The following is a 22447-nucleotide window of genomic DNA, read 5'->3' as shown; positions in this document are numbered from 1 at the left end:
AAGCGATGCTCCAGGCCATCGGACTCACCAGCACACCCCGTCGGGACCTCCCTCCCCTGGTGGAGGACCTCACGCTCGAGGCCCGCCCGGGAACCGTGACCGCCCTCCTCGGCGAACCGGGATCGGGCAAGACCACCGCACTGCGGCTCATGCTCGAACTCGAACCGGGCCGCGGCGTCACCTACTTCCGCGGCCGACCGCTGCACCGGATCCCCCATCCCGGCCGTGAGGTCGGGGTGCTGCTCGGCGATGTGCCCGGCAATCCGTCGCGGACCGTCCTGAGCCAGCTGCGGATGCTGTGCGCCGCCGCCGGCGTGCCGGCCTCCCGGGCCGACACCATGCTGGAGGTCGTCGGCATCGCCGGCCTGCGCGACCAGAGGCTCGGCTCGCTCTCGCTCGGCATGGAACGCCGGGTGGCGCTGGCCGCGGCCCTGCTCGCCGATCCGTGCACGCTGCTCCTCGACGAGCCCGCCGCCGGACTCTCGCCCCGCGAACGCGGCTGGCTCCACGGGCTGCTGCGCGGACACGCCTCCCTCGGCGGCGCGGTGCTCTTCACCACCGACGACGCCAAGGAGGCCGCCCGCAGTGCGGACCGGGTCGTCAGCATCGCGGCGGGCCGGCTCGTCGCCGACCAGGACGCGGCCGAGTTCGCCCGTACCCGGCTGCGGCCGCGGGTCGCCGTACGCAGCCCGTACGCCGCCCGGCTGGCCGACGTGCTCGGCCGGGAGGCCCGGGCCGCCCAGCGCGCGGTGGAGATCGTCGAGGAGAGCGGCAGCCGCCTGTCGGTGTACGGCAGCAGCTGCGCGGAGGTGGGTGAGGCGGCGTTCCGGCACGGCGTGCTGGTCCACCAGCTCGCCGACGAGACCGGGGACGCCGGCACGCCGTGCCCGCCCGTACCGCCGGTGCCGCAGGCGCGCACCGAGCCGGGCGGCGCGGCCCCGGCGCACCCGGCCGCCACCACTGCCGCCGCCGCCAGCAGTGCACGGCCGGCCTCCACGGTGCGCCGGGTGGGCGGACCGCTGCGGCCCCTGCGCTACGAGCTGTGCCGGGCCTTCGGGACCGCCACGCCCGTCCTCACCGCGGCCGTCGTCGTCGCCGTCTCCGCCGTCACCGCCCTGGTGCTGGCCCGGGCCGGCGGCACCCCGCAGAACCGGCTGCTCGCCGCCTGGCCGGAGCTGCTGCCCCTGCCCCCCGCCGCCCTCGGTGCCGGACTGCTCGGCGCCCTGGCCTTCGGCGAGGAGTACCGCTACCCCGCGCTCGCCGCCGACCGCGGCACCGTGCCGCGCCGCTTGGGCCTGCTCGCCGCCAAGCTCGCGGTCTGCGCCGCCCTCGCCCTGGCCTTCGGAGCCCTCGCGGTCACCGCCGACGCCGCCGCCCTGAAGCTCGTCTTCGACCGCGGCCCGCTGCGCGCCCCCGGGGAATGGCTCTCCCCGGCCGTGAGTTGGGCCGGGCTGCTCGTCGGCTGCGCCTGGGCCGGGGTCCTGGCCTCCGGCGTCTTCCGGTCGGCGGTCGCGGGCCTGGCCGCCGTGCTCGCCGTACCGGTCATCGTCGTCCCGCTCGTACGCAAGGCGCTGGACGGGCCCTCCGCGTACGCGGCAAGCGGGCTCGCGGCCCGGCTGCGCGGCCTGGCCTGGGCGCAGTGGCCCCCGGAGGCGGACCGCCTGGTCCTGGGCGCCCTGCGGGTGCTGGCCCAACCCGTCGGAACGGCGCTGCTGTTGTCGCTGATGGTCCTGTTGTGCGCCTATGGGTTCACAGGACTGCGCAGCCGCGTCCGTTGGTAAACGACCGTTGGTGATCGCCGCGGCGCCGGAGAAAGTCTGAAGGGGACCGATCCCGTCCGCATCACATGAACCGGACCGCAACTCCCCGCAAAGAGCCCGGTTCTTTACGATAAGTCGTCAATTGCGTAGGTGGCACCGATCACCCTTTCGTGTGCTTTTCACCAAAGACCTCAAGGCTCATCCGGGCACGGCCGACAAAGGATTCGTGAGTACCCTTGCGCACACCATGATGACCGCCGCCCGCCATGCCGACTCCGGCCTCGCCGGCCCGGGCGAACTCGACCGCTACCCCTACGCGGAGGCCCCCGGGACCGACCGCGTCGCAGCGCCCCACTGGGACGGCGCCGACGTCGAGTTGAGCCGGGTCGGCCGCCGCGCGGCCGGCAGCCGCGGCCGCGGACTGCACGGCCAACTCGTCCAGCAGCTCGGCCAGATGATCGTCTCCGGCGACCTCGGAGCAGACCGCCCCCTGGTCCCCGAGGAGATCGGCCAGCGGTTCGAGGTCTCCCGCACCGTGGTCCGCGAATCGCTGCGCGTGCTGGAGGCCAAGGGCCTGGTCAGCGCCCGCCCCAACGTCGGCACCCGCGTCCGTCCGGTCGCCGACTGGAACCTGCTCGACCCCGACATCATCGAGTGGCGCGCCTTCGGCCCCCAGCGCGACGACCAGCGCCGCGAGCTCAACGAGCTCCGCTGGACCATCGAGCCCCTCGCCGCCCGCCTCGCCGCCGGCCACGGGCGCCCGGACATCCAGCAGCGCCTCGCCGACATGGTCGAGATCATGGGCCACGCCCTCGGCCAGGGCGACGCGATCACCTTCGCGCGCGCCGACAACGAGTTCCACGCACTCCTCATCCAGGTCGCGGGCAACCGCATGCTGGAGCACCTCTCCGGCATCGTCTCCTCGGCCCTCCAGGTCTCCGGCAGCCCCGTCACCGCCTGCGACCGTCCGAGCGAGACGTGCGTCGCGCACCACGCGCGCATCGTCGAGGCCCTCGCGGCCGGCGACGCCGTGGGTGCCGAGAACGCGATGCGCCAGCTCCTGACGGTGCACCCGGAGGTCGAGCGCGTGGTCCCCGCACCGCGCGAGCACTGACGCGCGGACGGACGGCGGCGCGGGCGCCGGGGCGGTCGGGCGGTCGGGGTGTGACTCGGGCCACGAAGATTGGGCGTAACACTCCGCGAGGTCGAGCGATGACCTAGAGAGGTGATGGCCGACGGAGGGAAGACAGCAGCCCTTGCGGGTGCTGTGCAGCTCCCCGGCCCCTGCCCGCGCCCCCGGCCCATCCCCCGTCGGTGTCGTCGGCTCCGGTCCAGCACCATCCGGCCGGGGTCGGAAGCCGTTCCCATCGTTCCGAGAGGTTGTTCGTGTCGGCCAGCACATCCCGTACGCTCCCGCCGGAGATCGCCGATTCCGAGTCTGTGATGGCGCTCATCGAGCGGGGCAAGGCCGAGGGGCAGATCGCCGGCGATGACGTGCGTCGGGCCTTCGAGGCTGACCAGATTCCTGCGACCCAGTGGAAGAATGTTCTGCGCAGCCTCAACCAGATCCTCGAGGAAGAGGGTGTGACGCTGATGGTCAGTGCCGCGGAGTCGCCCAAGCGCACCACCCGCAAGAGCGTCGCAGCGAAGACCCCGGCCAAGCGGACGGCCACGAAGACCGTCGCGGCGAAGACGGCGGCCGCGCAGACCGTCGCCGCCGCGGCACCCGCGGCCGAGACGGTGGATCCGGAGCAGCCCGTGGACGCTCCCGCGGAGGAGCCCGGAACCGAGCCCGCCGCGAAGAAGACCGCGGCCAAGAAGACCGCCGCCAAGAAGGCGGCCCCTGCCAAGAAGACCGCCGCCAAGAAGACGGCGGCGAAGAAGACCGCCGCCAAGAAGGACGCCGACGAGGCGGGCGAAGAGGAGACCTCCGAGGAGGGCCCCGGCGCGGTCAAGGCGGAAGCCGAAGAGGAAGAGGACGGCGGCGAGAGCAAGGGCTTCGTCATCTCCGACGACGAGGACGACGCCCCGGCCCAGCAGGTCGCCGTGGCCGGCGCCACCGCCGACCCGGTCAAGGACTACCTCAAGCAGATCGGCAAGGTCCCCCTCCTCAACGCCGAGCAGGAGGTCGAGCTCGCCAAGCGCATCGAGGCGGGCCTGTTCGCCGAGGACAAGCTGGCCAATTCCGACAAGCTGGCGCCCAAGCTCAAGCGCGAGCTGGAGATCATCGCCGAGGACGGCCGCCGAACCACCTGCTGGAGGCCAACCTCCGCCTCGTGGTCTCGCTGGCCAAGCGCTACACGGGCCGCGGCATGCTCTTCCTGGACCTGATCCAGGAGGGCAACCTGGGCCTGATCCGCGCGGTCGAGAAGTTCGACTACACCAAGGGCTACAAGTTCTCCACGTACGCGACCTGGTGGATCCGCCAGGCGATCACGCGCGCCATGGCCGACCAGGCCCGCACCATCCGCATCCCGGTGCACATGGTCGAGGTCATCAACAAGCTCGCCCGCGTGCAGCGCCAGATGCTCCAGGACCTGGGCCGCGAGCCCACCCCGGAGGAGCTGGCCAAGGAACTCGACATGACCCCCGAGAAGGTCATCGAGGTCCAGAAGTACGGCCGCGAGCCGATCTCCCTGCACACGCCGCTCGGCGAGGACGGCGACAGCGAGTTCGGCGACCTCATCGAGGACTCCGAGGCGGTCGTCCCGGCCGACGCCGTGAGCTTCACGCTCCTCCAGGAGCAGCTGCACTCGGTGCTCGACACCCTGAGCGAGCGCGAGGCCGGCGTGGTCTCGATGCGCTTCGGCCTCACCGACGGCCAGCCGAAGACCCTCGACGAGATCGGCAAGGTCTACGGCGTCACGCGCGAGCGGATCCGCCAGATCGAGTCCAAGACGATGTCGAAGCTGCGCCACCCGTCGCGCTCCCAGGTCCTGCGCGACTACCTGGACTGACAGCCGGACCGGCCGGGCCCGGGGCGATCGGGCCGGGGGCCGTTCGGAGGTGGCCGTGCGCGGGTGCGCACGGCCACTTGGCGTCCCACTCTGGGTGGAGTCATGCACACTCAGAGTCAGGAGGCCTCATGCGTCGTCCCTTTTCCCGTGCTCTGGCGGGCGCGCTGACCCTGGTGGCGGGGGCGGCCGCGGCGCCGCTGGCCCAGGCGCCGCAGGCAGCCGCGGACAGTGTGGTGATCGGCGGGAAGCCGGTGAAGGCGGCCGACAGCCCGTGGGTGGTGGCCCTCGCCAGCCGTGACCGGTTCGGGGGTACGCGGGGCGGCCAGTTCTGCGGGGGTGTCATCGTGGGCCCGACGAAGGTGCTGACCGCGGCCCACTGCCTGGGCCGCCAGGTGCTGGGCGGCCCGATCGAGTCCGTCCCCGACTTCCGGGTGATCACCGGGCGTACGGAGCTGCGGGCGGCCGAGGGCCGCGAGATCCCGATCCGCTCGGCCCGGGTGAACCCGGAGTACGACGTCCGCAGCAACGCCGGGGACCTCGCCGTGCTGGAGCTCGCCGAGGCCGTGCCCGCGCAGTACGTGCTCCCGATGGCCGGGGCGGGGCATCCCGGCTACGCCGCGGGCGGCGAGGCGGCCGTGTACGGCTGGGGCGACACGAGCGGATTCGGCGACTACGCGTACGCGCTGCGCACCGCGCGCGTGACGGTGCTGGCGGACGAGGCCTGCCGGCGCGCCTACCCGGGAGACGCCGACGGGCAGTACCGGCCGGAGTCCATGGTGTGCGCGGGGCACCGCGACGGCGGCCGGGACGCCTGCCAGGGGGACAGCGGCGGGCCGCTGGTCGCCCAGGGCAAGCTCATCGGGCTGGTGTCCTGGGGGCGCGGCTGCGGGCGCCCGGACAGTCCGGGGGTGTACACGAAGATCGCGCCGCTCATCGGCTTCGTGACGGCCCCGGAGGCGGCCCCGCGGCGAAGCGACGGCCACGACATCGCGTGGGGTGCCGACAGGGGCTCCGGACCGGCCGCACGGCCCGTACGGGGGCAGGTGGCGGAAGAGCCGCAGGGCGCCGCGGGAGCTCCCGGGGGAAAACACCCGGCCGGGGGCCGCTAGCCGCGCGGCTCCGGATGTGAGGACGGGCGGCACCCCTGGGTCTCAGGGGTGCCGCCCGTCGACCGGCCTGGCCGGTCCTGGCTCGTCGGATGCGAGGTATAGGCCTGTGTCAGCGGTCCTCGGTGTCGGCATTGGCCGTCGGAGCGGACGTGAGCCGCTCGGTCTCATCCTGTATATCCGCGGCGATCTTCTTGAGTTCCGGCTCGAACTTACGCCCGTGGTGGGCGCAGAACAGCAGTTCACCGCCGCTCAGCAGGACGACGCGCAGATATGCCTGGGCGCCGCAACGGTCGCATCGGTCAGCGGCCGTCAGCGGGGTCGCGGGTGTCAGAACAGTAGTCACGTCGCCTCTTCTCTAGCTCGACGAGCTGTCGTACCAGGGTCAACATCCAACCAGGCCGAAAACGTTCCCGCTCGCGGCTTTTCCTCGAAACTTCCTTCCGAAGCTGGCCGGCTGCTGCCGGTTGGCGGCGAAGGAGCCGTATTGCGTTGCTTTACGGTTTCGCGTTGTCAGTCGTTCGCTTGTAGCAGTTCCGTCCTCCCCGGCTGAGTGCCGGTTGTTCATGAGGACGTGCCCGAACCCTAAATGGTTCATGCCTGGAAGGGAACGTGATGTTTGCTTCACCCGACCGGGGGATCGAACACCCGTGCGGTCCTGCACTAGGCTGATGAAGGCACGAGGGTGGCGTTGCATCGGCTCTACCAGGCCTCGGTACCCTTCGACGGGCAACCGAGCCACCCTGCGCCCGACGGGCCAGAAAAAGAAATTCAGCGAGGAGCGAACTGCGTGACCGCCGACACGTCCGTGCCTTCCAGCGCGCTGCTGTCCGGAGCAGACCGGGACGGCTCCAACTACACCGCGCGGCACCTGCTCGTCCTCGAAGGCCTCGAGGCCGTCCGCAAGCGCCCCGGCATGTATATCGGGTCCACCGACTCCCGAGGCCTCATGCACTGCCTCTGGGAGATCATCGACAACGCCGTGGACGAGGCCCTGGGGGGCTACTGCGACCACATCGAGGTGATCCTCCACGAGGACGCCTCGGTCGAGGTCCGCGACAACGGCCGCGGCATCCCCGTCGACGTCGAGCCCAAGACCGGGCTGTCCGGCGTCGAGGTCGTCATGACCAAGCTGCACGCCGGCGGCAAGTTCGGCGGCGGCTCGTACGCGGCCTCCGGCGGCCTGCACGGCGTCGGCGCCTCCGTGGTCAACGCCCTCTCCGCCCGGCTGGACGTCGAGGTGGACCGCAACAGCTCCACCCACGGGATCAGCTTCCGCCGCGGCGTCCCGGGGATGTTCACCGAGCAGGGCCCCGACAGCCCCTTCGACCCCGCCAACGGCCTGCGCAAGGTCAAGCGTGTCGCCAAGGGCAAGACCGGCACCCGGGTCCGCTACTGGGCCGACCGGCAGATCTTCCTCAAGGACGCCCGGCTCTCCCTGGAGACGCTCTACCAGCGCGCCCGCCAGACCGCCTTCCTCGTCCCCGGCCTGACCATCGTCGTCCGCGACGAGCGCGCCATCGACGGGGCCGGCAAGACGGAGGAGACGTTCCGTTTCGACGGGGGCATCAGCGAGTTCTGCGAGTACCTCGCGCAGGACAAGGCCGTCTGCGACGTGTTGCGCCTCACCGGCCAGGGCACCTTCAAGGAGACCGTCCCCGTCCTCGACGAGCGGGGCCACATGACCCCCACCGAGGTCACCCGCGAGCTCGGCGTGGACATCGCCCTGCGCTGGGGCACCGGGTACGAGACCCAGGTCAAGTCCTTCGTCAACATCATCGCCACGCCCAAGGGCGGCACCCACATCACCGGCTTCGAGCGCTCCGTCGCCAAGACCGTGAACGAGGTGCTCCGCTCGGCGAAGCTGCTCCGCGTCGCCGAGGACGACGTGGTCAAGGACGACGCGATGGAGGGCCTGACGGCGGTCGTCACCGTCCGGCTGGCCGAGCCCCAGTTCGAGGGCCAGACCAAGGAGGTCCTCGGCACCTCGGCGGCCGCCCGGATCGTCGCGGCCGTGGTCGCCAAGGAGCTCAAGGCCTTCCTGACCAGCACGAAGCGCGACGACAAGCAGCAGGCCCGCGCCGTGATGGAGAAGATCGTCGCGGCCGCCCGGACCCGGATCGCCGCCCGCCAGCACAAGGAGGCGCAGCGTCGCAAGACCGCGCTGGAGACCTCCTCGCTGCCCGCGAAGCTGGCGGACTGCCGCAGCGACGACGTGGAGCGCAGCGAGCTCTTCATCGTCGAGGGCGACTCGGCGCTCGGCACCGCCAAGCTCGCGCGGAACTCGGAATTCCAGGCGCTCCTGCCGATCCGCGGCAAGATCCTCAACGTCCAGAAGTCGTCGGTCTCGGACATGCTCAAGAACGCCGAGTGCGGAGCGATCATCCAGGTCATAGGGGCCGGCTCGGGCCGGACCTTCGACATCGACGCCGCGCGGTACGGCAAGATCGTCCTGCTCGTCGACGCCGACGTCGACGGCGCGCACATCCGCTGCCTGCTGCTCACGCTCTTCCAGCGGTACATGCGGCCGATGGTCGAGGCGGGCCGGGTGTTCGCCGCCGTGCCGCCGCTGCACCGGATCGAACTCGTCCAGCCCAAGAAGGGTCAGGACAAGTACGTCTACACGTATTCGGACAACGAGCTGCGCCAGACCCTGCTCGAATTCCAGCGCAAGAACGTCCGGTACAAGGATTCGATCCAGCGCTACAAGGGCCTCGGCGAGATGGACGCGGACCAGCTGGCGGAGACCACGATGGACCCCCGGTTCCGCACGCTGCGCCGGATCAACATCGGCGACCTGGACTCCGCCGAGCAGGTCTTCGACCTGCTGATGGGCAACGAGGTGGCGCCGCGCAAGGAGTTCATCACGAGCTCCGCGGCGACCCTGGACCGCTCGCGCATCGACGCCTGACCGGCGGGCACACCTCCGCCACGGCATACCGGTGCTCTTCGCTCCATCACCTGTTGGAGTGAAGAGCACCGGGACACCAGTCCGGAAAACGTCCATACCGCACATCCTTGTGGGCACGCGGCCAATGCGGCAGCGGACAAGGAGAGTTCGGTGGACAAGCACGAAGGTCCCGATGCCGGAACGATCCGGCTCGACGACCCCTGGTACGACGCGCTCGCCGTCGGCTGGGGGGAGGGCGAGGGCGGGGATCCGCCGCCCCCGCGTCCGGCCCCCGGAGGCCCGGCCGCCCCCGGGGCGTCCGACATCTACCGCGAAGTGCAGCGCAGCGCCGCCTTCCAGGAGGTCCGCAGCCGCTACCGCGGGTTCGTCGTTCCCGCGACCGCCGGATTCCTCCTCTGGTACGTCGCCTACGTGGTCGCGGCGACCATGGCGCCCGGCTTCATGGCCCGCCCCGTGGTCGGGGCCGTCAACGTGGCCCTGCTGGCGGGCCTCGGCCAGTTCCTCAGCACCTTCCTGCTGACCTGGGCGTACGCCCGGCACGCGCGGCTGCGCCGGGACCGGGCCGCGCTCGACCTGCGCTGGACGGTCTTCGAGCAGGAGCGCGACCAGGCGCGGAACCGCAACCAGAGCCGGGGGGACGGCCGGTGACCACCGAACACCAGATCCTCGCCCTGATCCTGTTCAGCCTCTTCATCGCGGTCACCCTGGGCATCACCACCTGGGTCAGCCGCAACCGGCACGGCTCAGCCGAGGAGTTCTACGCCGGCGGGCGACTGTTCTCCCCGATGGAGAACGGTTTCGCCATCGCCGGCGACTACATGTCCGCCGCCTCCTTCCTCGGCATCTCCGGCCTGATCGCCCTCTTCGGCTACGACGGCCTGCTGTACTCGGTGGGCTTCCTCGTCGCCTGGCTCGTCGTGCTCTTCCTCGTCGCCGAACTGGTCCGCAACTGCGGGCGCTTCACCCTCGCGGACGTGGTCGCGGCCCGGATGAACGAGCGGCCCGTACGGATCGCGGCCGGCGCCTCCTCCGTCACCGTCTCGGTGCTGTACCTCGTCGCACAGATGGTCGGCGCGGGCAGCCTGGTGGGCCTGCTGCTCGGCGATTCGGGCACCGCGGCCCGGACGCTGACCGTGATCGGGGTCGGCGCGCTGATGGTGGTCTACGTGTCCTTCGGCGGCATGCGGGCCACCACCTGGATCCAGATCGTGAAGGCCGTACTGCTCATGGGCGGGGCCGTCACCCTCACCGTGCTCGTACTGCTGCGCTTCCACGGGGACTTCGGCCAGCTGCTCACCAGCGCCGCCGAGCGCAGCGGGCACGGGCTGCGGTTCCTGAGCCCGGGGCTCAAGTACGGCGCCGACTGGACCTCCCGCTTCGACTTCATGAGCCTCGGCCTCGCGCTGGTCCTCGGGACGGCCGGGCTGCCGCACATCCTGTCGCGCTTCTACACGGTGCCGACGGCGCGGGCGGCGCGCCGGTCGGTGGTGTGGGCGATCGCGCTGATCGGTGGTTTCTACCTGATGACGATCGTGCTCGGGTTCGGGGCGGCCGCGCTGCTGGGCCCGGACCAGGTGCGGGCGTCCAACGCCTCGGGGAACACGGCGGTTCCGCTGCTCGCCGCCTTCCTGGGCGGCGGGGCGGAGTCGACCGGGGGAGCGGTGCTGTTCGCCTTCGTGGCGGCGATCGCCTTCGCCACGATCCTGGCCGTGGTCGCCGGGATCACGCTGGCCTCCTCGGCCTCGGTGGCGCACGACCTGTACGCCTCCCTCAAGCGCCGCCACGCGCGTCAGCGCAGCGAGGTCGCCGTGGCCCGGGTCGCGGCCGTCGGGATCGGGGCGGTGGCGATCGCCCTGGGGCTGCTCGCCCAGGACCTGAACGTGGCGTTCCTGGTGGGGCTGGCCTTCGCGGTGGCGGCCTCGGCCAATCTGCCGGTGCTGCTGTACTCGCTGTTCTGGCGGGGGTTCACCACGCGCGGCGCGGTCTGGTCGGTGTACGGGGGCCTGGTTCCGGCGGTGGTCCTGGTCGTCCTGTCGCCGGTGGTCTCCGGCAGCCCGGACTCCCTCTTCCCGGGCGTGAGCTTCCAGTTCTTCCCCCTGCAGAACCCGGGTCTGGTCTCGATCCCGCTGGGCTTCCTGGCCGGCTGGATGGGCACGGTCACCTCGGCCGAAGAGGCGGACGAGGCGAAGTACGCGGAGACGGAGGTCCGGTCCCTGACCGGTGCCGGGGCCGTCTGAGCGCGGCTCCCGTCACCGTTCGCCCGGTCACGCGCTCTCGGACGGGAGCCAGGAGTAGCGGTGTTCGGGGCGGCCCGTCTCGCCGTAGCGCAGGGCCAGGGTGACTCGGCCGGTGCGCTCCAGGAGCTTCAGGTAGCGCTGGGCGGTCTGGCGGCTGATGCCGGCGCGGTCGGCGATCCGCTGGGTGGAGAGCGGGCCTTCGGCGGAGCGCAGGACCTGGCGGACGAGTTCGGCGGTGGTGGCGGAGTGGCCCTTGGGCAGCTCGTTCGGGGAGCCGGCCGCGGCGAGGGCGCCGAAGATCCGGTCCACCTCGGCCTGTTCGGCCTCGCCGCCCGTCTCCAGGGTGCGGCGCAGGGCCCCGTACGCCTCCAGCCGGGTGCGCAGGCCCGCGAAGGTGAAGGGCTTGACCAGGTACTGCAGGGCGCCGAGGCGCATGGCGGACTGGACGGTGGCCAGGTCGCGGGCTGCCGTGACCATGATCACGTCTGTGCGGTGGCCGAGCTGGCGCAGCCGGCGGACCAGGTCCAGGCCGTTCTCGTCCGGGAGGTAGTGGTCGAGCAGGATCAGGTCCACGGGGTGGGTGTCCAGGCAGGCGAGGGCCTCGGCGGCCGAATGGGCCTGGGCGACGACGCGGAAGCCGGGGACCTTCGCCACGTAGGCCGCGTTGATCCGGGCAACGCGCATGTCGTCGTCGACGACCAACACGTGGATGTCGTGGGTCGGGGTCTGGTTCATCGCAGGGCCTCCGGGAGTACGACGGAGAACTCCGTGCCTCCGTCCGCCGCCTCGCCGGCCCGGGCCGTGCCGCCTTGGCGCTCCGCGAGGCGGCGTACGAGCGCGAGACCGAGCCCGCGCTCGCGGTGGGCCTTGGGCTGCTTGGTCGACCAGCCCTCGGTGAAGATCTCCTCGCGGCGGGCGGCCGGGACGCCGGGGCCGCTGTCCCGTACCCGGAGGATCGCCGTACGGCCTTCGGCGCGCAGCTCGACCTCGACCAGGGGCGCGGCGGAGCCCGCCGCTGCGTCCAGGGCGTTGTCCACCAGGTTGCCCGTGATGGTGACGAGCCCGCCGGGGTCGACGAGGCCGTCGGGAAGGAAGGTGGCGTCGGCGAGCCGCAGCGGGACGCCGCGTTCGGCCGCGACGGTCGCCTTGCCGACGAGGAGGGCGGCCAGCAGCGGGTCGTGGACCTTCTCGGTGACCTGCTCGGCGGTGGTGCGGTGCACTCCGACGACCTCGGTGACGAACTCCACCGCCTCCTCGTGCAGGCCCAGCTCCAGCAGGCCGAGGAGGGTGTGGAGGCGGTTGGCGTGCTCGTGGTCCTGTGCGCGCAGGGCGTCGATCAGGCCCTTGGTGGAGTCGAGCTCGCGGCCGAGGTGTTCCAGCTCGGTACGGTCGCGCAGGGTGGCGACGGCGCCGCCGTCCTCGGTGGGCATCCGGTTGGCGACCAGCACCCGCGGGCCCTGGACGGTGAGCAGGTCGCGGCCCGTGACGCGGCCGGCCAGGACGTCGGTGGTGCGGCCGGCGCCCAGTACGTCGTCCAGCGGGCGCCCGGCGACGGTGGCGGCCGTATCGGGGGCGAAGCCCAGCAGCCGGGCGGCCTCGTCGTTGACCAGCCTGACCCGGCCCTCGCGGTCGAGGGCGATCACGCCCTCGCGGATGGAGTGCAGCATCGCCTCGCGCTCGGCGAGCAGCCCGGCGATATCGGAGAAGGCCAGGTCGCGGGTCTGCCGCTGGATCCGGCGGGACAGCAGGTAGGCGGCGAGTGCGCCCGCCGCGAGGGCGCCGCCCGCGTAGGCGAGCAGGCCCGGGATGGCTCCGAGCAGCCGGTCGTGGACGCTGTCGTAGGCGATGCCGACGGAGACGGCTCCGACGATCTCCCCGTCGGCCGCGATGAGCGGGACCTTGCCGCGGGCGGAGCGGCCGAGGGTGCCCTCGTCTATCTCCATGACCTCGCGGCCCGCGAGGGCGTCGCTCGGGTCGGTGGAGACGGGCAGTCCGATCCGGTCGGTGCCGGGGTGCGAGCGGCGGATCCCGTCCAGGTCCATGACCACCACGTACTCGGCGCCCGTGGCCCGGCGGATCCGCTCGGCCGCAGCCTGCACGGGGCTGTCGGCCGTCGGCCCGGAGTCGAGGAGGTCGGCGGCCAGTGACGGGTCCGCCGCCGCGCTCTGGGCGATGGCCAGGGCGCGCCGCATGGCCTGGTCGTCGAGCTGTGCGCCGAGCGGGGCCAGGAAGAGCCCGGTGGCCAGCACGACGACCCCGGCGGCGATGGCCAGCTGGGTCAGCAGGATCTGCGAGACGGCCCGTCTGGGCAGCCCGAGGCGCCGAGCGCTCATGTGGAGGAACCGCATGACCAGCAACGGTAGGTCGCCTTCGGCCGAAGCGGAATTTCTCATGTCCACGCAAATGGCTTGCGTTATTTGCGTCCAGCTTGCGCAAGTGATGACGGCATAAAAGTGCGGTCTGAGCAGTGGACGACTCGGCAAAGCTCTGCAACTCTCGCACGGAACGACGCAAATTCCTATCTCACCTGGTTCAGAAAACTCATGCCGAGGGACGAGGACATATGAGAAGGCTCCACTGGAGAGGACGGGCGCTGGCCGTCCTGACCGCCACGGCCCTGCTGATGCTGGGATGGCCGGCCCTGACCGCCGAGGCCGCCGGCGGCCCGAGCATCGCGGCGGGCCGCCCCGCCGCGGCGAGCAGCAGCAACGGGGCCTATACGGCCGCCAACGCCACCGACGGCAACCAGTCCACGTATTGGGAGAGCGCAGCCCGGGAGAGCGCCGGCGGCGCCCTCCCGCAATGGGTGCAGACCGACCTCGGAGCCACCGCCCGCGTCGACCAGGTGGTGCTCAAGCTGCCCGCGGCCTGGGAGAGCCGCAACCAGACCCTGTCGGTCCAGGGCAGCGCCGACGGCACCGCCTTCACCACCCTGGTGAGCTCGGCGACCTACGCCTTCGGCCAGGGCAGCGGGAACACGGTCACGATCGCCTTCCCGGCCGCCCAGACCCGGTACGTCCGGATCGACATCACCGCGAACACCGGCTGGCAGGCGGCCCAGCTCTCCGAGCTGGAGGTACGCGCCGCCGGCGAGTCCTCGGCCAACCTGGCCCTCGGCAAGACCCTGACCGCCGGCAGCAGTACCCAGACCTACCTCCCGCCCAACGCCAACGACGCCGATGCGGCCAGCTACTGGGAGAGCGCCAACAACGCGCTGCCCCAGTGGCTCCAGGCCGACCTCGGCGCCTCCGTCCGCGTGGACCGCGTGGTGCTGCGCCTGCCCGGCGGCTGGGGCGCCCGCACCCAGACCCTGAAGCTCCAGGGCAGCGCCAACGGCACCGACTTCACCGACCTGACCGCGTCCAAGACGTACGCGTTCGACCCGTCGAGCGCCAACGCGGTGACCATCACCTTCGACGCCGCCACCACCCGCCACCTGCGGGTCCTGATCTCGGCGAACTCCGTACAGCCCGGCGCACAGATATCCGAGCTGGAGATCTACGGCCCGCAGACCGGGGACACCCAGCCCCCGACCGCCCCCGCCGAGCTCGCCTACACCGAGCCCGCGACCGGCCAGATCAAGCTCACCTGGAGGGCCGCCACCGACAACACGGCCGTCACCGGCTACGACGTGTACGCGAACGACCAGCTGCGCACCAGCGTGGCCGGCGACGTCACCGCCTACACCGACACCCAGCCCACCGGCACCAGCGTCACCTACCGCGTCCGGGCCAGGGACGCGGCCGGCAACCAGTCGCCCGACAGCAACAGCGTGACCCGCGCCGCGGACACCGGGGACACCCAGGCACCCACCGCCCCCGGCGCCCTGACCTTCACCGAGCCGGCCGCCGACCAGGTCAGGCTGGCCTGGCAGGCCTCCACCGACAACGTCGGCGTCACCGGCTACGAGGTGTACGCGAACAACGTGCTGCGCACGACGGTGGCCGGCAGCGCCACCACGTACACCGACACCCAGCCGGCCGACGCCACCGTCAGCTACTTCGTGCGCGCCAAGGACGCGGCGGGCAACCGTTCCGGGGACAGCAACACCGTGACCCGCAACGGCACCGGAGGCGGCGGCTCCAACCTGGCCGTCGGCAAGCCGATCACCGGATCCTCCGTGATCCACACGTTCGTCGCGGAGAACGCCAACGACAACAGCACCTCCACCTACTGGGAGGGCGCGGCCGGGGCCTACCCGAGCACCCTCACCGTCAAGCTCGGCGCCAACGCCGACGTCGACCGGCTTGTCCTCAAACTCAACCCGGACAGCAGCTGGGGCACCCGTACCCAGAACATCCAGGTCCTGGGCCGGGAGCAGAGCGCACCAGGCGCCACGGGCCTGGTCGCCGCCAAGGACTACGTCTTCAACCCGGCGTCCGGCGCCAACACCGTCACCATCCCGGTGCACGCCCGCGTCGCGGACGTGCAGCTCCGCTTCACCTCCAACACCGGGGCCTCCAACGGCCAGGTCGCCGAGTTCCAGGTCATCGGCGTCCCCGCGCCCAACCCGGACCTGGAGGTCACCGGCCTGAGCGCCACCCCGGCGGCCCCCGTCGAATCGGACTCCGTCACGCTGTCCGCCACCGTCCGCAACAGCGGCCCGGCCCCGGCGGCCGCCACGGCCGTCACCTTCAAGCTCGGCGGCAGCCAGGTGGGCACGGCGAACGTGCCCGCCCTGGCCGCGGGCGCCACGGCCATCGTCACCGCCGGCATCGGCGCACGCGATGCCGGCACCTACCCGGTGAGCGCGGTCGTCGACGAGGCGAACACGGTCATCGAGCAGAACGACACCAACAACACCTTCACCGGCTCCCCGCTGGTGGTCCGCCCGGTCGACAGCTCCGACCTGGTCGCCTCCGCCGTGAGCTGGTCCCCGAGCGCCCCGTCCGCGGGCCGGCCGGTCGACTTCACCGTCACCGTCCGGAACCAGGGAACCATCGCGGCCGCCTCCGGCGCGCACGGCGTCACGCTCACCCTCCAGGACGCGGCCGGCGCCACCGTCCGCACGCTGACCGGCTCCTTCAGCGGCGCTCTGGCACCCGGGGCCTCGACCGCCCCGATCGCCCTCGGCGGCTGGACGGCCGCGAACGGCAAGTACACGGTCAAGGCGGTCCTCGCCGACGATGCCAACGAACTCCCGGTCAAGCGCGCGAACAACACCTCCACCAAGCCCTTCTTCGTGGGCCGCGGGGCGAACATGCCCTTCGAGATGTACGAGGCGGAGGACGCGGCGGTCGGCGGCGGAGCCACCGTCGTCGGCCCCAACCGCACCATCGGCGACATCGCGGGAGAGGCCTCCGGCCGCAAGGCCGTCAACCTCGACGCGACGGGCGAGTACGTCGAGTTCACCACCCGCGCCGCCACCAACACCCTGGTCGCCCGCTTCTCCATCCCGGACGCGCCGGGCGGCGGCGGCATCGACTCCACCATCGACGTCTACGTCAACGGCACCTTCAAGAAGGCCCTGCCGCTGACCTCGAAGTACGCCTGGCTGTACGGGGCCGAGGCCGCCCCGGGCAACTCCCCGGGCTCCGGAGCCCCACGGCACATCTACGACGAGGCCAACCTGCTGCTGGGCGAGACCGTCCCGGCCGGCAGCAGGATCCGCCTCCAGAAGGACGCGGCCAACACCACCAGCTGTGCGATCGACTTCGTCAGCCTGGAACAGGCCGTCGTCACGCCCAACCCGGACCCGGCGACGTACACCGTCCCCGCCGGATTCACCCAGCAGGACGTGCAGAACGCCCTGGACAAGGTCCGCATGGACACCACCGGCACGCTCGTCGGCGTCTACCTGCCGCCCGGCGAGTACGAGACGGCGAGCAAGTTCCAGGTGTACGGCAAGGCGGTCCAGGTGCTCGGAGCCGGGCCCTGGTTCACCCGCTTCCACGCCCCGTCCACGCAGGACAACACGGACGTCGGCTGGCGCGCCGAGGCCAGCGCGAAGGGCTCCTCGTTCGCGGGATTCGCCTACTTCGGCAACTACACCTCGCGCATCGACGGCCCCGGCAAGGTGTTCGACTTCTCCAACGTCACCGACATCACCATCGACAACGTCTGGAACGAGCACACCGTGTGCCTCTACTGGGGCGCCAACACGGACCGCATCACCATCAAGAACGCCCGGATCAGGGACACGTTCGCCGACGGCATCAACATGACCAACGGCAGCACGGACAACCTCGTGTCCAACAACGAGGCGCGGTCCACGGGCGACGACAGCTTCGCGCTGTTCTCCGCGATCGACGCGGGCGGCGCGGACATGAAGGACAACCTGTACGAGAACCTGACCGCGATCCTGACCTGGCGCGCGGCCGGTGTCGCCGTCTACGGCGGATACGACAACACCTTCCGCAACATCCACATCGCCGACACCCTCGTCTACTCGGGGGTCACCGTCAGCTCGCTGGACTTCGGGTACCCGATGAACGGATTCGGCACCGATCCGACGACCTTCGAGAACGTTTCGATCGTCCGGTCCGGCGGCCATTTCTGGGGCGCTCAGACGTTCCCGGGGATCTGGCTGTTCTCGGCCTCGAAGGTGTTCCAGGGCATCAGGATCAACAACGTCGACATCGTCGATCCGACGTACAGCGGCATCATGTTCCAGACGCAGTACGTCGGCGGCCAGCCGGTCAACCCGATCAAGGACACCATCCTGAAGGACATCACCATCACCGGGGCGAAGAAGAGCGGTGACGCCTTCGACGCCAAGTCCGGCTTCGGGCTGTGGGCGAACGAGATGCCCGAGGCGGGGCAGGGTCCGGCGGTCGGTGAGGTCACCATCCACAACCTGAAGACGAGCGACAACGCCGTGGACGTACGGAACACGACCTCGACGTTCCGGATCAACCAACTGCCGTAGCCCGGCGGTGCGAAGACGGGAGGTGGGGCGCCTCCGGGAGGATCCCGGAGGCGCCCCACCTCCCCGCAAGCGACTTGCATTTCTTGCGCTACTCTTGCGCGCATGACGCGACGACTTGCTCAAGTGGCGAAGAAGGTGGGGGTCAGCGAGGCAACGGTCAGCCGGGTGCTCAACGGCAAGCCGGGCGTCTCGGAGGCCACCCGCCAGTCCGTGCTCACGGCCCTCGACGTCCTCGGGTACGAGCGGCCCACGCAGCTGCGCGGCGAGCGCGCCCGGCTGGTCGGCCTCGTGCTGCCGGAGCTGCAGAATCCGATCTTCCCCGCGTTCGCCGAGGTCATCGGCGGCGCGCTGGCCCAGCAGGGGCTGACCCCGGTGCTGTGCACGCAGACCACCGGCGGGGTCTCCGAGGCCGACTACGTCGAGCTCCTCCTCCAGCAGCAGGTGTCCGGAGTCGTCTTCGCCGGCGGTCTCTTCGCACAGGCCGACGCCCCGCACGGGCACTACCGGCTGCTGTCCGACCGCAAGGTCCCGGTGGTGCTCATCAACGCCTCCATAGAGGACCTCGGCTTCCCCTGCGTGGCCTGCGACGACGCCGTCGCCGTCGAGCAGGCCTGGCGCCACCTGGCCTCCCTGGGGCACGAGCGCATCGGCCTGGTGCTGGGCCCGCCCGACCACATCCCCTCCCTGCGCAAGCTGACGGCGGCCCAGGCGGTTGCCGCCGCGGCCGGCACCGAGCTGCCGCCCGCGCACGTGGAGCGGACGCTGTTCTCGCTGGAGGGGGGCCACGCGGCCGCCTCCCGGCTGCTCGACCGGGGGGTCACCGGCATCATCTGCGCCAGCGACCCGCTCGCGCTGGGCGCCGTACGGGCGGCCCGCCGCCGGGGGCTCGACGTACCCCGGGAGGTCTCCGTGGTCGGCTACGACGACTCGGCGTTCATGAACTGCACCGAGCCCCCGCTGACCACCGTCCGCCAGCCCATCGAGGCCATGGGCCGGGCCGCCGTCGAGCTGCTCACCGCGCAGATCCAGGGCGCCGCCGTGCAGCCCGGCGAACTGCTCTTCGAGCCCGAGCTGGTGGTGCGCGGCTCCACCGCGCAGGCTCCGCGCACCTGACCCTCGTACGGCTCCGCACCTAAGGCGAAGGGCTCCGGAACGTCCCCTGGACGCTTCGGAGCCCTTCGTGCGTCCCGCGTCCGGCACGGTGCTGTCAATCTCTTACGAAATCTGCGCGAGATATTGCGTCCATCTGTGGGTGGTGGTTGAGTGTGCCGCGCTCGTCCCACGCCTCCTGCCCGATGCTCGAAGGGGACCACCGATGAGAACCAGCCTCCGCCGCAGCGCCGCGGCCGCCCTTGTCTCCGCCTTCGCCGTCTCCGCCCTCGCGGCCTGCGGTACGAGCAGCAGCGGCGACGGCAAGTCGGCCCGGCCGAGCGGCGGTTCGGCAGACGCCGCCGCCCCGCTCGACCCCAAGACGAAGGTCACCCTCTCCATCGACTGCATGCCGCCGGCGGCCAAGGCGGCCGAGCTCAAGGAGTGGAAGGAGGACGTGGCGGAGTTCAACAAGACCTACCCGAACGTCACGATCGAGGGCCGTTCCACCCCCGGCCAGTGCCTGGAGCCCCCGCGCTTCACCGCGATGCTCAAGGCCAAGTCCCAGCCGGACGTGTTCTACGCGTACTTCACCGACCTCCAGCAGGTCCTCGACAACGACGGCGCCGAGGACATCTCCGCCTACGTCACCCCGCGGTCGGTGCCCGCGCTCGACGACATCGACCAGGGCGTCCTGGGTGTCCTCAAGCGGGACGGCAAGCTCTACGGCCTCCCCACCAGCAACTACACGATGGGCCTGCTGGTCAACCGCAAGCTCTTCCAGCAGGCGGGCCTGAACCCCGACACCCCGCCGCGCACCTGGGAGGAAGTCCGGGCGGCGGCCAAGAAGATCGCGGCCCTCGGCAGCGGCACCGCCGGCTACGGCGAGTACAGCGTCGAGAACACCGGCGGCTGGCACTACACGGCCGCCCTGTACGGCCTCGGCGGCGACATCGTCGGCGCCGACGGCAGGGCCGCCTTCAACAACCCCACCGGCAAGCAGATCGTCGACAACCTCCACGCCATGCGCTGGGAGGACGACAGCATGGGCAAGACCCAGCTGCTCAAGTGGGGCGACCTGCAGAAGCAGATGGCCTCGGACAAGCTCGGCATGTTCCTCGCCGCGCCCGACGACATCACGTACATGGTCCAGCAGCTCGGAGCGGAGTACGAGAACTTCGGCATGGGCCCGCTCCCCGGCGGCGCGGCCACCCTGGCCGGCGGCAACGGGTACGTGATCAAGAAGGGCAGCTCCCCCGACAAGATCAAGGCCGCCGTCGCCTGGCTGGACTTCAAGACCCTGTCGGTCGGCAAGGGCCAGTTCCGGTACGACCGCTCCAAGGCCGACGGCCTGCCGGTCGGCCTCCCGCAGCCCGCGTTCTTCACCGGCGCGAGCAAGTCGAAGGACGACCGGCTGAAGGCCGCGAGCGCCACCATGCCCGTCGCCAACTTCAAGGCCTTCCTGGACGATCCGGTACCCGGCAAGGCGGAGCCGAAGAAGGCCCAGGAGGTCTACAAGGTGCTCGACAAGGTGATGTCCGGGGTGCTCACCAACAAGGACGCCGACGCCGGGCAGCTCCTCGCCGAGGCGGAGAAAGCGGTCAACCAGCTGCTGGCGAACCAGTAGGAGCGAGCGGCGATGTCGGTTCCCACCACACTGGCCGCGGGCCGCGCCGCGCGCGCGGCCTCGAAGGAGAAGTTCCGCCGGGCGTTCAAGCGGAACCTCACGGCCCACGGATTCCTGATCGGCGCCGTCCTCTGCTTCTCCTTCTTCTCCTGGTACCCGATGGTCCGGGAGTTCCTGCTGGCCTTCCAGAAGACGGAGGGCGGCACCACCCGATGGGTCGGCTGGGACAACTTCCGCCACGTCTTCCAGGACCCGGGCTTCTGGCAGGCCTGGCGCAACACCCTGCTCTTCACCGGGCTCGCCCTGGTCCTCGGCTTCCTCCTCCCCTTCGTGGTCGCCGTCGTCCTCAACGAGTTCCGGCACTCCCAGGGCTATCTGCGCCTGCTGGTCTACCTGCCCGTGATGATGCCGCCGGTCGCCTCGGTCCTGCTGTTCAAGTACTTCTACGACCCCGGATACGGCCTTTTCAACAGGGCCCTGGAATTTCTGCACCTGCCCGCGCAAGACTGGCTGCAATCCAGCGACACCGCCATGCTGTCCGTCGTCATCGCGTCGACCTGGATGAACATGGGCGGCGCGACCCTGATCTACCTGGCCGCCCTCCAAGGCATCCCCGGCGAGCTGTACGAGGCCGCCGAGCTGGACGGCGCCGGACTGCTGCGCAAGGTCTGGCACGTCACCGTCCCGCAGACCAAGCTCATCCTCTCGCTCATGCTGCTGATGCAGATCATCGCGACGATGCAGGTGTTCACCGAACCGTTCCTGCTGACCGGCGGCGCCGGCCCCGAGGGTTCGACCACCACCGTCGTCGTCCTCATCTACCAGTACGCCTTCAGCTTCAACCAGTACGGCGGCGCCGCGGCCCTGGGACTGTGCCTGCTCGTCCTGCTCGCCGGCTTCTCCGCCCTGTACGTCCGCCTCAGCCGCGACAACGAGAGCTGACAGGAGCCCCCGACCATGGCAGAGCGCACGCTCATATCCCCTGCGCAGCTGGGCCGCACCCGGGGGAAGATCCTCTACTGGACCGTCCTCGCCGTGGTGGTCGTCGGCTTCACCGCCGTCTTCCTCGGCCCCCTCTACTGGATGGTGGCGGGCGGCCTCAAGAGCACCGAGGAGTTTGCCAGCGTCCCGCCCACCCTGGTGCCCCACTCCGCGCACACCGCGAACTACACGGCCGCCTGGAAGGTCATGGACCTGGCCAAGCTGCTGTTCAACACCCTCTACTACGCCTTCGGAGCCCTCGCCTTCCAGCTCGTCCTCGACGTCGGCGCCGCCTACTCGCTGTCCAGGCTGCGCCCCGTCCTCGGCAAGGCGGTCCTCGGCATGATGCTGGCGACCCTGATGATCCCGGCCACCGTCCTCGTCGTACCGCAGTACCTCACGGTCCTGGACGTGCCGCTCGTCCAGCGCAACCTGCTCAACTCGCCCTGGGTCATCTGGCTGCCGTCCGTCACCAACGCCTTCAACATCTTCCTGCTGAAGCGGTTCTTCGACTCGATCCCGCAGGAGATCCTCGACGCCGCCTCCATCGACGGGGCGAGCGCCCTGCGCACCCTGCGCTCCGTGATCCTGCCGATGTCCCGGCCCGTCCTCGGCGTCGTGTCGATCTTCGCGATCGTCGGCGTCTGGAAGGACTTCCTCTGGCCGATGCTCACCCTCCCCGACCCGGCGCTGCAGACCCTCAACGTCGGCATCTACTCCCTGTCCACCGGAGTGCCCGAGAACCACCTGATCGCCGCCCTCGCGATGGCCTCCGCGCCCACGCTCCTGGTGTTCCTGGTCTTCCAGCGCAACATCGTGAGCGGCCTGACGGCGGGCTCCCTCAAGGGCTGACCACCGGGGGCCGACCACGGCCCCGCACCGCCACGCCCGGCCGCCCCCTGTGAAAGGAC

The 22447-nt window shown here is 71.1% G+C and carries 16 protein-coding genes; 13 read left to right on the top strand and 3 right to left on the bottom strand.

The genetic code is table 11. The features are described from left to right. Positions 1-5 precede the first annotated feature (5 nt). From ADK52_RS21705 to ADK52_RS21690, 5 genes are all read left to right on the top strand, one after another. Complete coding sequence (locus tag ADK52_RS21705; RefSeq protein ID WP_053691490.1) at positions 6-1781, top strand: ATP-binding cassette domain-containing protein; 1776 nt, start codon at positions 6-8, stop codon at positions 1779-1781. 151 nt (positions 1782-1932) lie between these two features. Further along, a complete protein-coding gene (locus tag ADK52_RS21700) occupies positions 1933-2874 on the top strand; it encodes a FadR/GntR family transcriptional regulator (protein ID WP_324615937.1) in 942 nt (313 codons plus the stop codon). A 272-nt stretch (positions 2875-3146) separates the two neighbouring features. Beyond that, entirely contained in the window at positions 3147-4091 is a 945-nt protein-coding gene (locus ADK52_RS45075; protein ID WP_420714925.1) for a sigma-70 factor domain-containing protein, read from the top strand. Next, positions 4037-4717, top strand: a complete 681-nt coding sequence (locus tag ADK52_RS45070) for an RNA polymerase sigma factor (RefSeq protein WP_420714924.1) — start codon at positions 4037-4039, stop codon at positions 4715-4717. The genes ADK52_RS45075 and ADK52_RS45070 overlap by 55 nt, the downstream gene beginning before the upstream one ends. Before the next feature lie 128 nt (positions 4718-4845). Continuing rightward, entirely contained in the window at positions 4846-5826 is a 981-nt protein-coding gene (locus ADK52_RS21690) for a serine protease (RefSeq protein ID WP_078988507.1), read from the top strand. Between the two features lie 109 nt (positions 5827-5935). On the opposite strand, the gene ADK52_RS21685 is transcribed toward ADK52_RS21690, so the two are convergent. Further along, positions 5936-6169 carry a DUF7455 domain-containing protein gene (locus tag ADK52_RS21685; protein WP_030154305.1) on the bottom strand — a complete coding sequence of 78 codons (234 nt, stop codon included), beginning with the start codon at positions 6167-6169 and terminating at the stop codon, positions 5936-5938. Between the two features lie 444 nt (positions 6170-6613). On the opposite strand from ADK52_RS21685, the gene ADK52_RS21680 reads away from it, so the two are divergent. The 3 genes from ADK52_RS21680 (at position 6614) to ADK52_RS21670 (ending at position 10971) form a co-directional block, all read left to right on the top strand. Further along, on the top strand, positions 6614-8734 hold the full coding sequence (locus tag ADK52_RS21680; RefSeq protein ID WP_053691488.1) for a DNA gyrase/topoisomerase IV subunit B: 2121 nt from the start codon (positions 6614-6616) through the stop codon (positions 8732-8734). A 150-nt stretch (positions 8735-8884) separates the two neighbouring features. Then, the gene (locus ADK52_RS21675; protein WP_053691487.1) at positions 8885-9382 is read left to right on the top strand and encodes a DUF485 domain-containing protein; all 498 of its coding nucleotides are present in this window, start codon (positions 8885-8887) and stop codon (positions 9380-9382) included. Beyond that, complete coding sequence (locus ADK52_RS21670) at positions 9379-10971, top strand: cation acetate symporter (protein WP_053691486.1); 1593 nt, start codon at positions 9379-9381, stop codon at positions 10969-10971. Before ADK52_RS21675 ends, ADK52_RS21670 begins: the two co-directional genes overlap by 4 nt. 27 nt (positions 10972-10998) lie before the next feature. Here the strand turns inward: ADK52_RS21670 and ADK52_RS21665 are convergent, their stop codons facing one another. Both ADK52_RS21665 and ADK52_RS21660 read right to left on the bottom strand, forming a co-directional pair. Further along, positions 10999-11706 (bottom strand): DUF7342 family protein, encoded by a 708-nt coding sequence (locus ADK52_RS21665; RefSeq protein ID WP_053691485.1) that lies wholly within the window; start codon positions 11704-11706, stop codon positions 10999-11001. Then, a complete protein-coding gene (locus ADK52_RS21660) occupies positions 11703-13304 on the bottom strand; it encodes a sensor histidine kinase (protein WP_053691522.1) in 1602 nt (533 codons plus the stop codon). Before ADK52_RS21660 ends, ADK52_RS21665 begins: the two co-directional genes overlap by 4 nt. Positions 13305-13534: 230 nt before the next feature. On the opposite strand from ADK52_RS21660, the gene ADK52_RS21655 reads away from it, so the two are divergent. From ADK52_RS21655 to ADK52_RS41700, 5 genes are all read left to right on the top strand, one after another. Then, positions 13535-17839 carry a discoidin domain-containing protein gene (locus tag ADK52_RS21655; RefSeq protein ID WP_078988506.1) on the top strand — a complete coding sequence of 1435 codons (4305 nt, stop codon included), beginning with the start codon at positions 13535-13537 and terminating at the stop codon, positions 17837-17839. 102 nt (positions 17840-17941) lie between these two features. Next, entirely contained in the window at positions 17942-18952 is a 1011-nt protein-coding gene (locus tag ADK52_RS21650) for a LacI family DNA-binding transcriptional regulator (RefSeq protein ID WP_053691484.1), read from the top strand. 202 nt (positions 18953-19154) lie between these two features. Continuing rightward, positions 19155-20555, top strand: a complete 1401-nt coding sequence (locus tag ADK52_RS21645; RefSeq protein WP_053691483.1) for an ABC transporter substrate-binding protein — start codon at positions 19155-19157, stop codon at positions 20553-20555. 12 nt (positions 20556-20567) lie between these two features. Continuing rightward, positions 20568-21497, top strand: a complete 930-nt coding sequence (locus ADK52_RS41705) for a carbohydrate ABC transporter permease (protein WP_053691482.1) — start codon at positions 20568-20570, stop codon at positions 21495-21497. Between the two features lie 15 nt (positions 21498-21512). After that, positions 21513-22388: a carbohydrate ABC transporter permease gene (locus ADK52_RS41700; protein WP_053691481.1), complete on the top strand. Its 876-nt coding sequence runs from the start codon at positions 21513-21515 to the stop codon at positions 22386-22388. Positions 22389-22447: the final 59 nt, after the last annotated feature.

Source organism: Streptomyces sp. WM6372 (assembly GCF_001279655.1).
In the GTDB taxonomy this organism is placed as follows: Bacteria; Actinomycetota; Actinomycetes; order Streptomycetales; family Streptomycetaceae; genus Streptomyces.
The sequence above is the reverse complement of the archived record's forward strand: the minus strand, read 5'-3'. Positions and strand labels throughout refer to the sequence as shown.